Annotated in this window: 12 protein-coding genes; 9 read left to right on the forward strand and 3 right to left on the reverse strand. The window is 60.0% G+C overall.

Going from position 1 to position 12,624, the window contains the following annotated elements:
- Positions 1–55: 55 nt before the first annotated feature.
- Entirely contained in the window at positions 56–697 is a 642-nt protein-coding gene (gene maiA / locus CW354_RS03650; RefSeq protein WP_104828694.1) for a maleylacetoacetate isomerase, read from the forward strand.
- Positions 698–721: 24 nt separating this feature from the next.
- On the opposite strand, the gene CW354_RS03655 is transcribed toward maiA, so the two are convergent.
- On the reverse strand, positions 722–2,743 hold the full coding sequence (locus tag CW354_RS03655; RefSeq protein WP_104828695.1) for a serine hydrolase: 2,022 nt from the start codon (positions 2,741–2,743) through the stop codon (positions 722–724).
- A gap of 473 nt (positions 2,744–3,216) precedes the next feature.
- Between CW354_RS03655 and CW354_RS03660 the strand changes: the two genes are divergently transcribed.
- The gene (locus tag CW354_RS03660; RefSeq protein ID WP_104828696.1) at positions 3,217–3,756 is read left to right on the forward strand and encodes a gamma carbonic anhydrase family protein; all 540 of its coding nucleotides are present in this window, start codon (positions 3,217–3,219) and stop codon (positions 3,754–3,756) included.
- Here CW354_RS03660 and CW354_RS03665 read toward each other — a convergent pair.
- Complete coding sequence (locus CW354_RS03665; RefSeq protein ID WP_104828697.1) at positions 3,753–4,742, reverse strand: mitochondrial fission ELM1 family protein; 990 nt, start codon at positions 4,740–4,742, stop codon at positions 3,753–3,755. The genes CW354_RS03660 and CW354_RS03665 overlap by 4 nt on opposite strands.
- A gap of 253 nt (positions 4,743–4,995) precedes the next feature.
- Here CW354_RS03665 and glnA point away from each other — a divergent pair, with 253 nt between their 5' ends.
- The 7 genes from glnA to CW354_RS03700 all read left to right on the forward strand — a co-directional run bounded on the left by glnA (position 4,996) and on the right by CW354_RS03700 (position 11,217).
- Positions 4,996–6,402 (forward strand): type I glutamate--ammonia ligase, encoded by a 1,407-nt coding sequence (gene glnA / locus CW354_RS03670; RefSeq protein WP_104828908.1) that lies wholly within the window; start codon positions 4,996–4,998, stop codon positions 6,400–6,402.
- A 192-nt stretch (positions 6,403–6,594) separates the two neighbouring features.
- Entirely contained in the window at positions 6,595–8,094 is a 1,500-nt protein-coding gene (locus tag CW354_RS03675) for a UbiA family prenyltransferase (RefSeq protein ID WP_165793505.1), read from the forward strand.
- Between the two features lie 12 nt (positions 8,095–8,106).
- Complete coding sequence (locus tag CW354_RS03680; protein WP_104828699.1) at positions 8,107–9,411, forward strand: ArnT family glycosyltransferase; 1,305 nt, start codon at positions 8,107–8,109, stop codon at positions 9,409–9,411.
- 3 nt (positions 9,412–9,414) lie between these two features.
- The gene (locus tag CW354_RS03685; protein ID WP_104828700.1) at positions 9,415–9,777 is read left to right on the forward strand and encodes a DMT family transporter; all 363 of its coding nucleotides are present in this window, start codon (positions 9,415–9,417) and stop codon (positions 9,775–9,777) included.
- Between the two features lie 113 nt (positions 9,778–9,890).
- Positions 9,891–10,238 (forward strand): ArsR/SmtB family transcription factor, encoded by a 348-nt coding sequence (locus CW354_RS03690; protein WP_207764645.1) that lies wholly within the window; start codon positions 9,891–9,893, stop codon positions 10,236–10,238.
- A gap of 1 nt (position 10,239) precedes the next feature.
- Entirely contained in the window at positions 10,240–10,767 is a 528-nt protein-coding gene (locus tag CW354_RS03695) for an SRPBCC domain-containing protein (protein ID WP_165793506.1), read from the forward strand.
- 18 nt (positions 10,768–10,785) lie between these two features.
- A complete protein-coding gene (locus tag CW354_RS03700; protein ID WP_104828703.1) occupies positions 10,786–11,217 on the forward strand; it encodes a hypothetical protein in 432 nt (143 codons plus the stop codon).
- Between the two features lie 16 nt (positions 11,218–11,233).
- On the opposite strand, the gene CW354_RS03705 is transcribed toward CW354_RS03700, so the two are convergent.
- Positions 11,234–12,526, reverse strand: coding sequence for an NADH:flavin oxidoreductase/NADH oxidase family protein (locus CW354_RS03705; protein ID WP_104828704.1), 1,293 nt, complete (start codon positions 12,524–12,526; stop codon positions 11,234–11,236).
- Positions 12,527–12,624: the final 98 nt, after the last annotated feature.

Genomic DNA, 12,624 nt, shown 5'->3' on the forward strand with positions numbered 1-12,624 from the left:
GTTACTAATTTGAGGCAAGCACCGGTTTTCCTGCAGCAAGAAAAGAGGCAAGCGCATGAAATTATTCGGTTATTGGCGTTCGAGCGCGACCTATCGGGTGCGCATTGCGCTGGCGTTGAAAAATCTTCCTTACGATTATGAGGCGGTGCACCTCCTCAAAGGCGAACAGAACAGCGAAGCTTATCGCGCCAAAAACCCGCTTGGCCTCGTGCCGACCTTGCAAACCGATGACGGCGCGCTCCTCGTCCAGTCCTCGGCGATCATCGAATATCTCGAAGAGACATTCTCCGAGCCGCCCCTCCTGCCCGGCGGCGCAATTGCGCGGGCGCAGGCGCGCGCCGTCGCCGCCACCCTGGCGAGCGAAGCCCAGCCCTTCGGCAATTCGCGCATCCAGAAATATCTGAAAAACGAGCGCGGCTTCGACGCAGACGCCATGAATGACTGGATGAACCGCTGGCCCGGCGGCGCCATGGCCGCGGTCGAGAAAATGCTCGCGCACACGGCCGGCGATTACTGCGTCGGCGACGTTCCCGGCCTCGCCGATTGTTTTCTCGTCCCGCAGATGTATGCAGCCCATCGCTTCGGCATTGACGTTTCAGGCTTTGCCAAAATGAACGAGATTCACGAACGCTGCCTCAAACACCCGGCTTTCGAAAAAGCGCATCCGGACAATCAGCCGGATGCGGTGACAAGTTAGGCGGCGCAAGCGCCGCCTAACGGTTCAGTTCGCATTGGCGATGCCGAGAACCGTATTCGCCAGCACTTGCGTGTCGATCGACGGCGAGCGCTTGTTGCTCAGCGTCACGACCGTCACGCCCGTATTGGTGTCGATGACGATATACGAATCCGAGCTCTGCTGACCGCCGGTTTTCCAGCGCTGCACGCCGCTGACTGTCCATCCGGCGGCGCGGCCGTTGGACGTGCCGACCCACATGGCGTCGCGGGTCGTCTGCGGGAAATAACGGTTGCGCAAGACGGCGTCGCCGAAGCGCGCAAGGTCTTCGGACGATGATTCCAGACCGCCGCTCGGGGCTTTCCAGGTCACATTCTCAAAATCGGAATCGCTGACGCGCCCGCTGCCCGCGTACACCTCCGCAAGATCGCCGCTGGGGTCCGGCGAGGTGCGCGATTCCACGCGCAACGTATCAAGATTGAACGGGTCGCTGATCCGCGTCTTGATCAGGTTTGCGTAAGACGTCCCGCCTTTGGCCTCCAGCGCCGCCGCGGCGGGAACGTAAGAGTGGGTCGAGTAATTATACTGGCCCGTGGAGCATCCGGAGATGATGAAGCCGTTTTTCTTGATGGCGCCGTTCATATGGTTGTTGAGCGCGGAAAGCGCGGTCGAATATTTTGTCTGCGTGTCGTTGTCGTCGACGCCGTCGCTTTTGTAATGCGAGACGCAGCCTTCCATTCTGACCAGATCGCGGACCGTGTGCACGTGGCTCGTGCCGAGACCGGAGACGATCGTGTCGGTGCGGTCATCGAGATCGATAAGGCCCGCCTCCTCCATATCGTAGGCGAGCGTGCCGGTTACGGCTTTGGCTACGGACGCCAGGCGGTAAATCGTGCGGCCATGGGCCCACACGCCCTTTTCCGTGTCGGCGTCGCCGGCGCCGCCGCGGAACAGGAGCTGGCCGTTGCGCATGATGGCGACGCCGACGCTCGGCGCGTCGGAATTGTCGACATAGTCTTTCAGCTCTTTTTCCACGTCCTTGCGGCCGGACCAGTCATAGCGGCTGCTGTTTTCACGCCAGACCGCGGCGTATTGCACGCCGCCGCCGGATTTGGCCGGACAGACTTCGATATCGATGATGCGCATGCCCTGGTCTGCATATTTCTTCCACCAGTTTCTGAGTCCTGTCGCCGACATTTCACGCCGCGCAGCCCAGGCGCGGCCGGGCTTGTTCTTTTCCCAGATGGCCGCGTAACGCAGATTGCCGCCCGACTCGTAGCAATCGAGATCGGCGACGCGGTAGCCGTTGCTGCGGAATTGCTGAAACTTCTGGCCGTAGGAATTGGGGGACATGTCGCGATATTCCGCCCAGGCTGTGTTCGCCTTGTTCTCCATCCAGATGATGGAATAGCGCATGTCCCCGTTGATCTCGACGGCGTCGACATCGATGGGCATGTAATCGCCCTTAAACTGATTGAATTTCTGGCTGAACTGTTCGCTGGTGAGATTGCGGTTGGAGATCCATTTCACCCCTTCCTTGTTTTCCACCATGATGAGCGAATAGCGGACCGATCCGTTGATGACGACCGTGTCCTGGTCGATGGGACGGTAGCCCTTGTTCTTATATTCCTCCCATTTGTCATGGAAACCGCTGCTCGTCAGATTGCGATAGCTGACCCAGCCGCGCCCATCCTCGTTTTTCTGCCAGAGGCCGGCATAGCGCGTATTGCGCCCGATGCGATCGGTTTCAATGTCGATGGGCACAAACCCGCGGTTCTTGTAGGACGTCCACAAGTCGTTGTAGCGGCTGCTTGTAAGGCCGTAGCCAATATACCAGCCGGTGGAGACCGGATCGTGAAACTCCGTGTTCGCCAGAGTCGCAATGACGGCGCGGCGCGGCGCAATGGTCCGCGACGGCGCGGGCCTGATCTCGCGTTGCGGCTGCGTTCTGATTTGCGCGGTGACGATTGTTTCGGCGCTTGTGTCGGGGTTCGCGTCGTCAGACGCCGTTTGCGCCTCCGCCGTCGTCATGATCGATGATGCGGCAAGCGCCGCCAGCACAGTCAGCATGATGTCTCTCCCTCCATCTGCATTAAACACGTGCAAAACGGCCGCAGCCGCACTTGCAACTTTAGATTCAATTCGTCGAAAAAATTCTCCCTTGCGCTGAGCATAAGCAAGCGCAGTCAGGCCCTCAAGATAAATGCGAAAACTGACGGCGCCCAATTTACGTCATGCCGCAGCGCAATGCGGGGAAAGGATGCGTACAGTTTTATAAAGACGCAGATTAGCTCAACGCATTACGCCTAGGGACTTCTTCAACGGTAATCCATCGCAGACTTCATTTTCGGCGCTGGCTTTCGCGTCATTCTAAAACCACTGTCTTGCGGTTTTTTAATTCAGCCAAGAACCAACACCGCCAGATTAATCGACGTTCTTAAGGAAGAGAGTTCCAGGACGGATGGCGACGCCTGGATATGCGTCACAGTTCCAGCCGCCTTTCGCCATTGACCCAAAGCCCGCACAGCGCATATTGAGCTGCTATGAAACCGCTTATATTCGCCATTGGCGACAAAGAACCCAAAATCCACGAAACCGCCTTCATCGCGCCGGGCGCGGTCGTCTGCGGCGATGTCGAGATCGGCGAGAACGCCTCGGTCTGGTATGGCTGCGTCTTGCGCGGCGACACCAACAAGATTGTGGTCGGCAAGGGCTCGAACGTGCAGGACGGCACGATCGTGCATGTGGACGATCCAGAATGGGGCGGCCTGCCGACCCTTATCGGCGAGAACGCCCTCATCGGTCATAAATGCATGCTGCATGGCGCGACGGTCGAAAACGGCGGTTTTGTCGGCATGTGCGCGACCATGCTTGATGGCTCGGTCGTGAAGACCGGCGGGTTTCTCGCCGCCGGGGCCTTTCTGGGACCAAAGAAAATCGTTCCCGCCGGCGAGATGTGGGCCGGCATGCCGGCGAAGAAATTCCGCGATTTGCGCGAAGGCGAGGACAAATACGCGCTTGTGGGATCAGCCCATTATGTCGAGGAAGCCAAAGCGCATGCGCAGGCGCTTCAAAAGCTCTAAAGCTCCAGCCGCTTTCTGATCTCCGCAATAATCTCAGGCGTCGCATCGAGGGGGATGCGCCCGAAAACCGGCGCCGCGCTTTCGAAGAGCTTCGCCTCGCCGCGGGCGATGAGTTCGCCGATAAACCAGCCCATCTTGGCCGCAAGCCCTTTCGGCTTCCAGATATAAACGGCGGCGCGCGAGGCGAGCGCCTCGCTTGTCATATTGTGGGAGTCCCCCGCAACGACCAGCGCCGCGGCTTGCGCTAGAATATCCGGATACGGATTGTCCCCTTCCCCATTCCAGATAAACAGTTTGGGGTGATCCAGAGAGGCCTTCAAGACGTCCAGAAACGCAGGCGGCGTGCGCCGCGAGGGCGTGACGGCGACCGCCGCGTAATCGCGCCCGGCCTGCGAAAGCCGCGCCGCAAGGTCCCGCGCCGCTTCGGCGCTGTAGTCCGCCCCGCCGCCCGCGGTGACCCCGCCGAGAACAACGCCGAGAAACGGTTTCGGCAAAGCGGCGATGGCGGGAACCGGCGCCGGCGGCGACAGAACGCGGGCCCCGAGCGCATGGGGCGAGGTCAGCGTTGAAAATGCATTGGCGCCGTCAAGCCGGTCATGGGCCGGCGCCCATAGCGCGTCCGCAACGCCGCGCCCGAAACGGGGATCTTTTAAAATGACGATCCTGGTTTTGCCGCCGCTCGCTTTTTTCAACGCCCGCGCATGGGGAATGGCGCGGCGCCCGGAAACGATCGCCGCATCGGGGAACGGCCCCGCAAGCGGGCCCTCTTCCCGGCCCGGCGCCTCGCGCGGATCGACCGGGCCGTAAGGGGCGAGCATCGCCCACAACCAGCGCGGCGCGACTACGCGCTTTTCAAAGGACGGGCTGAGCCCCGACGCCACGGCGAGACATTGAACATCGTCGCCGATCTTGCCGTCGGTGAGGACCCAGATCCGGCCCGGATGCGATTCTCCGTTCTCTCCCTGACTGTCGGCGGGGCGCGTCATTTATCGCGCCCGCCGGGCCGGGCCTGCCGCAGGGCCGCATAGATCAGAATAATATTGCGTGATTTAAGCATATTATGTCTTTTTTTCTTGTTTGAGAAACATTTTGCAATTTGAGGCTCGATTTCGATGTTGCGCCGCAATAATTTCTTGCACCGGCAGCGACTCTTAACGCATGCTAAGACGACCCATGCGGCGCAGGTTTTTACGTCGCATAATGGCTGTCGCGGAAAAACAAAACAGGGGCCTAATGACCATGAGCGCAGAAGCCGTTCTTAAACGCATCAAGGACGAAAAAATCAAATTCGTCGACCTTCGTTTCACCGACACAAAAGGCAAATGGCAACACGTCACCTTTGACCAGTCTCTCATCGACGCGGACTTCATGTCCGAAGGCACGATGTTCGACGGCTCGTCCATCGCCGGCTGGAAAGCGATCAACGAGTCGGACATGATTCTCATGCCGGATAACGATACGGCGCTTGTGGACCCGTTCTTCGCGCAGCCGACCCTGTCGATCACTTGCGATATTCTCGAGCCTTCCACCGGCCAGCCTTATGCGCGCGACCCGCGCACCACGGCGAAAGCCGCCGAGGCTTATCTCAAATCCTCCGGCGTTGGCGACACCGCCTTTTTCGGACCGGAAGCGGAATTCTTCGTCTTTGACGACGTTCGCTGGTCCACCGAGCAGAACAACATGGGCTACGCCGTCGACTCGGTCGAAGGCCCCTACAACACCTCGACCGATTTCGAAGGCGGCAATCTCGGCCACCGTCCGGGGCCGAAAGGCGGCTACTTCCCGGTCCCGCCCGTCGACAGCTGTCAGGACATGCGGTCGGAAATGCTGGCGCTGATGGGCGAGATGGGCATCGAGCCGGAAAAGCACCACCACGAAGTGGCGCCGTCGCAGCACGAGCTTGGCATGAAGTTCTCGACGCTGACGACCATGGCCGACCGTCTGCAGATCTATAAATACATCGTGCATCAGGTCGCCGCCGGCTACGGCAAAACCGCGACCTTCATGCCCAAGCCCATCTATGGCGACAACGGCTCCGGCATGCACGTTCACCAGTCGATCTGGAAGGGCGGCCAGCCGCTCTTCGCCGGCGACAAATACGCCGATTTGTCCGACACCTGCCTCCACTATATCGGCGGCATCATCAAACACGCCAAAGCGATCAACGCGTTCACCAACCCGCTCACCAACTCCTACAAACGTCTGGTGCCGGGCTTCGAGGCGCCGGTCCTGCTCGCCTACTCGGCGCGCAACCGTTCCGCGTCGGTGCGTATTCCGTGGGTTTCGTCGCCGAAAGCCAAACGCATCGAAACACGCTTCCCGGATCCGGGCGCAAACCCCTATCTCGCCTTCTCGGCCCTCCTCATGGCCGGCCTCGACGGCATCGAGAACAAGATCAATCCGGGCGACGCCATGGACAAGGACCTTTACGACCTGCCGCCGGAAGAGCTGAAAGACATTCCGACGGTCTGCCGCTCGCTGCGCGAAGCGCTGGAAGCGCTCGACGCCGACCGCGCCTTCCTGAAGAAAGGCAACGTCTTCAACGACGACCAGATCGACGGCTATATCGACCTCAAAATGGAGGAAGTCCTTCGTTTCGAAACGACGCCGCATCCGGTGGAATTCTCCATGTACTACTCCGTCTGACGGACGGGCGCTCGAATGCGGAAAAGGCCGGGCCTCGCGCCCGGCCTTTTCTTTTGGGCGAAGCGCCTGAAAGGCCCTTGGGGTCTGTTTTTCTTTACCCTTTTGCGCGATCTATGGCACACCGCTTGAAAGCCGCCAGGAGCGGCGCGCAAAGCCGGCATGCCGGGCCCTTGCGAGGGGCCCGGAAAATCCTTGGGAGAACGGACCGCCGTGCCACGTGAAGACAGCCGAACGCGATCCCGGCCTGGAGAAGGGCCGAACGGCGGCGAGACCCGCGCGCTCTTCGTCGATCTCGACGGCACGCTGATCCATGGCGACACCTTATGGGAGGCCGCCGCCGCGCTCGCCGGCAAAAACGCCTTTTCCTTTCTCGCCTGTCTCCCCTCGCTCATGGCCGGGCGCGCCGCCTTCAAGGCTTCAGTCGCCAGCCGGCTCCCGACTGAGCTCGGCGATCTGCGTCTTAATGAAGAGGTCTTCGCTTACGTCAAAACCGAATCTGAAGACCGGCCCGTCGTGCTGGCGACAGCGGCGCATAAATCAGCAGCCGACGCCATCGCCGAGGAGGCGGGTTTTTTTCACGGCGTCATTGCAAGCGACGGTGAAAACTTCAAAAGCGGCAGAAAGCTCGCGGCCATCCGCGCCTACAGCCAAGCGCATGGCTTCAACGCCGGCTTTGACTATGCCGGCGACAGCAAGGCCGACCGCCCCATCTGGAAAGAAGCCGAGACCGCATATGTCGCAGCGCCGGACGATGCGTCCGCCCGCGCGCTCACCGGCGGACACCAGAACACCGTGCGGCTGGCGGCGGCGAAAGCAAGCCTTAAAGATTACCTCAAGGCGATGCGGCTTCATCAGTGGGTGAAGAATGTCCTGATTTTTCTGCCGCTCGTCCTGTCGCACCAGATCTTCGAAGTCGGCAAGGTCCTTGACGCCCTTGCGGCCTTTGTCGGCTTCAGCCTGTGCGCCTCGGCGACTTATATCGTCAACGACATTCTCGATATCCGCGCCGACCGGCGCCATCCGCGAAAGATGAACCGCCCCTTCGCCGCCGGACGCATCCCGATTCCGCAAGGAATCTTCGTTTCGGCGCTGCTCTTAGCCGCGAGCTTCGCCATCGCCTTCCTGTTCACGAGCCCGCTCGTGGCGCTTCTCTTCGCCGGCTATATTGTCTTTACACTGACCTATTCGCTTTATCTGAAGGAAAAGCTCCTGGTCGACGCCATGGCGCTCGGCATTCTTTACGGCTATCGCATTCTGATCGGCGGCGCGGCCTCCGGCGTCGTCGTTTCCGACTGGCTCATCGCCTTTTCCGTATTCTTCTTTCTCGGCCTTGCGCTCGTCAAGCGCTATACGGAGATCAGCCAGAAAACGCCGAATGCGGACGGAAAAATACCCGGGCGCGGCTATTATGCGCATGATCGGGAAATCGTCAGCCACTTAGGGGTTGTGGCGAGCTACACCTCGATCCTCATCCTCGCCCTCTACATCACCTCGCCCAACGTCACGGTTCTTTATCAAGAGCCGCGCATTCTCTGGGTGATCTGTCTTGTGATGATTTACTGGCTCGGCCGCATCTGGACGCTTGCGCATCGCGGGCAAATGCCGGACGACCCGATCGTTTTCGCCTTGCGCGACAAGGTCAGCCTGTTATGCGGCCTGATCTGCGCCGGCGCTATCCTGCTGGCCGTCTAAAAAGGAACGGGCATGCCGAAAACCGCCGCACTAGTCGCCGCCTGGAACGACCTTTCCTTCAACCGCCAGCTTGCGGCGCTGGTCGCGCTTGGTCTGGCCCTGCGTCTTGTCTGGGCGCTCCTCGTCCCCGTCATTCCGCAATCAGATTCTTATGTATACTGGGTCACCGCCGGCAATCTCGCCAATGATGGGGTCTACGGCGTCAGGCCCGACCAGCCCTTCAGCTACTGGCCGGTAGGCACGAGCGCTGTTTACGCGGCCTTCTTCAAAATCTTCGGCGTCAACATGACGACGGCCGTGTTCGTCAACCTCGCCGCCGGCGCGCTTTTGATCCTGACTTCGGCGCGTCTGGCGCGGCGATGGTTCGGCGAGCGCGAGGCCCTGTGGACCGCCGCCATTCTCGCGGTTTGGCCAAGCCTAGTCATGTATGCGACCATCCTCGCGAGCGAAGTGTTTTTCATCCTCGCCATTAATACGGCCTTGCTTGCATGGGACGCACGCAAATTGCCGGCGGCCGGGGCAAGTCTTTTGAGCGGCGTCACCTTCGCCCTTGCCGCCCTTATTCGACCTCTCGGGCTTTTAGTTCCTGTCGTCTTCGCGATCATGAAAGCCGCGAAAGAGAGGAAAATCGTCCCGCAAGCCTGGCGTCTCGTCGTCGTTCTGATCGCGATGTTCGCGGCCATCGCGCCTTGGACGGCGCGCAATTACGCCGTTCATGACGCCATGGTGCTGATCTCCACCAATGGCGCTCCGGTGCTGTGGATGGGCAACAATCCCGAGACCGACGGCGGCTATATGCCGCTGCCCGACAAAGTGATAGGTATGAACGAGGTCGAGCGGGCGCGCGTTCTGGGCGACGAAGCTAAGGCCTATATGATGTCGAACCCTGTGCGCACAGGCGTCGGTTTTGTCAAAAAGCTCATAAACACGCATCTGCGCGAAACCATCGCCGTTCACTGGAACCAATCCGGCATTGAAAAACGTTTCGGCGCAGGCGCCGTGTTGCCGCTGAAACTGCTGACCCAGGCCTATTGGATGATTGTGTTCCTCGCCTCGCTCGCCGGCGTGGGGCTGGTGGTCTTTATGGCGCTGAAAGAGAAAACGCTTAAAGACAAGGCGATCGCATTAATGTCGCCGCCGCTCGGGCTGTGGGCCTATTACGCATGCATGCATGCGGTGATCGTCTCCGGCGACAGATACCACATGCAAAGCATTCCTTTTATCGCCATGCTGGCGGGGTTCGCCGTTGCCGCCACCTTTTCAAAACTGAAAAGCAAACGCGACGTTTTACAAACTTCTGAAGCCAAAGGAGCGTGACGGATGTCCCTCACAAGCTGGATATTGGTTCTCGCCGCAGCCGCCTCGAACGTCCTCGCCAATGTGATGCTGAAAAAAACTATCACCGCCCTCCCGGCGCGCGAAGGCATGACAGCCGCCCTGAAGACAGCGCTCGGCATGGGCTCCTTCTGGGCTTTTGGCTTTGCCTGCGTTTTCCTGCTGACATTTTACATCCTCGCCCTGAGGACGCTCGACCTTTCCGTCGCCTACGCCGTCGTCACCTCCTCGGCGTTGATCGGGATGGTCGCCGCCTCAGCCTGGCTTCTCGATGAACCGGCGACCGTGATCAAGATCACGGGCTGCCTTCTGATCATTGTCGGCATCTTCCTGATCTCCAAGACCTGATCTCCCGCTCGAGAACATCTGAACCGATCAACGCCTTCACACGCCCGCCAAAGCCGGCTTGACGGCTGCGGCCTTTTATGTAACCTACTAGTTACATGATGAATGACCGCGATATGGACGCCGTTTTTCAGGCGCTCGCCCATGAAAGCCGAAGACGCATGCTCGACATCGTCAAAGACGAACCGGGCATCGGCGTCGGCGCCCTCGCCGCCGACTTCGACGTCAGCCGCATCGCTGTGATGAAGCATCTTTCCGTCCTCGAAGAGGCGAACCTCATCGTCTCTGAAAAACACGGCCGCACGCGCAAGCTCTACTTCAACGCCGCGCCGATCCAGATGATCCATGACCGCTGGACGAGCGATTACAGCGCCTACTGGGCGGGACACATGACCCGCATCAAATATCTCGCCGAGGCGCGCCATGAAACCGCACCGGATGAAAAGAAGCAGGGGAAGTCATAGCATGAACGACGATCAGTACGCCGAAAAGCAGATTTACAAAGTCGTCATCGCGGCGCCGATCGAGACCGTCTGGTCGGAACTCGTGAACACCCAGTCGCCGCGCCCGTTCTTCTGGAACTCCAATTGGGACGCCAAAGAAATGGCGCCTGGCAATCGCTATCGCATGCTGTCCGGCGACGGCAAGGTGGTCGCGGTGATCGGCGAGATCATCGAGATGGAGCCGCCCCGCAAAATGGTCACGAGCTTCCAGCTCACCTCCCTGCCCGACCCCGCCTCGACCGTCACTTATCTCCTGAAAGACGTCGACGGCGGCACGGAATTCCAGCTCATCACCGAGCATGTCGTCGCCGGCTCCAAGAGTGAAAAATCCATGGCCTCTGGCTCGAAATCCATTGTCGAGAATTTCAAGGCCTATGTGGAGACCGGCAAGGTCACGTTCGGCGCGCGCATGATGCTCGGTCTTTTCGCGCTGATGACGCCGCTGACGCCGAAAACGATGCGCGCCGAAAACTGGCCGCTCGAAAAATAGCACAAAGGGAGAGAAACCATGTCCGCAATCGTCAAACCGCCAGTCTGGTTCTGGGTTGTCGCCGTCATCGCCATTTTATGGAATCTTCTGGGCGTTTACGCCTATCTGGCGGACGTCATGATGTCGCCGGAAAAGCTCGCCGACTATCCGGAAGAGGAACAGGCGTTGATTGCGGGACGCCCGGGCTGGCTCTTCGGCGTTTACGCCATCGCCGTCTTCGGCGGCCTGATCGGATCGGCGGCGCTCGCTCTGCGCAAGGCTTTTGCGGCGCCCATTTTCGCGGTTTCCTTAGCCGCCATCCTGATCCAAATGGGCTATGTGTTCTTCGGCATGAACGCCTTGTCCATTCTTGGTCTCGGCGCCGCAGTCTTTCCGGCGATCATCTGCCTGATCGGCGCTTTTCTTTTGTGGTTTTCCATGCAGTCAAAATCGAAAGGCTGGATTGGATGACAGCGCGCAAAAGACGTCAGCGCTCAAGCGCTTTCGCCTTGCGGGCCTCGCCCATCTGATATTTGAGAAAGGCCGGCAGGAGCGCCATTTTCTCCGCCGTCTCCCGACCTTCCGACAGGCGATAAATATTCTCATAGAAAAACGCCATCACCGAAAAGCCATTGAGCGCCTTTAAAAAATCGACGCCGGAATTGGGGCCGAAAACGCCCGGCCCGAGGCGCATCAGCTTTTCGTAAGAGGGCGCAACGTCAATCTCTCCGTTGAAAAGCTTTTCCGGCAGGTTCGGATCGACGCAAAGCGGGCGCGCAAGGCCGATCACGTCGCAGGCGCCGGAAGAGAGCGCTTCCTCCATGCCCGCCCGGCTTCTGAATCCGCCCGTCACCATCAGCGGCACTTTCGCAACCGCCCGGATTTCCTCCGCATAGGTCAGAAAATAAGCTTCGCGCTCGCGGGTCGCCTCGCGTTTCGTTTCTTCATAGCGCGCCTCCATGCCTTCAAGGTCCATCATCGCCGGCTGTTCGTAAGACCCGCCGGAAACCTCCAGAAGATCGACGCCCGCCTCGTTCAGCCAGCTTGCGACCTGAAGGCATTCGGCGGGCGAAAAGCCGCCTTTCTGGAAATCGGAGGAATTCAGTTTCACTGACAGGGGAAAGCCCGATCCGACCTGCGCGCGAACCTCTTTGATGACGCGCATCAGCAATCGCGCGCGGTTTTCCAAGGCGCCGCCCCAGTCGTCCTCGCGCAGATTGGCGCGCGGATTGAGGAACTCCGAAATCAGATAGCCATGCGCCGCATGAATTTGCACCCCGGAAAAGCCCGCGCGCTTGGCGACCGACGCCGCGTTTGCGAACCGCGCGATAACCTCTTCGATTTCATCGCCGGTGAGCGCGCGGGGCGTCCCAAACTGTCCGCTGGGAAGACCCAGCGCAACGGCGGACGGCGCCACCGGCTCTTTCGCGACGATATTCGGCGTCTGGCGGCCGGCATGGGAGATCTGCATCCAGATGTCCGCGTCCGCCTCGCGCGCCGCGCCGGACCAGCGCTTTAAAAGATCGAGCTGTTCGTCCGTCTGCGTCCCGTCAATCGCGACATTGCCGGGCCGTTCGAGATAGCGCCGGTCGACCATGACATTGCCGGTGATGAGGAGACCGGCCCCGCCTTCGGCCCAGCGCCGGTAAAGCGTCTGATGGCGCTGCGTCGCCCGGTTCCAGGCGTCAGCGAGCCCTTCCGTCATCGCGGCTTTGGCGATGCGGTTTTTGAGCTTCCCGCCGCTCGGCAAGATCAGCGGTTTTGTCAGAAACCCGGTCATGGCGCGTCTTTCCGGACAATACGCTATCATGATGCGCCGATTCCCGCGAGCGGCTGCGCCTGACTCTTGCGGAGCCCCGAGACCTTGCGGGAGAATAA

This window comes from Hyphococcus luteus (assembly GCF_002943565.1).
Lineage (GTDB): Bacteria > Pseudomonadota > Alphaproteobacteria > Caulobacterales > Parvularculaceae > Hyphococcus > Hyphococcus luteus.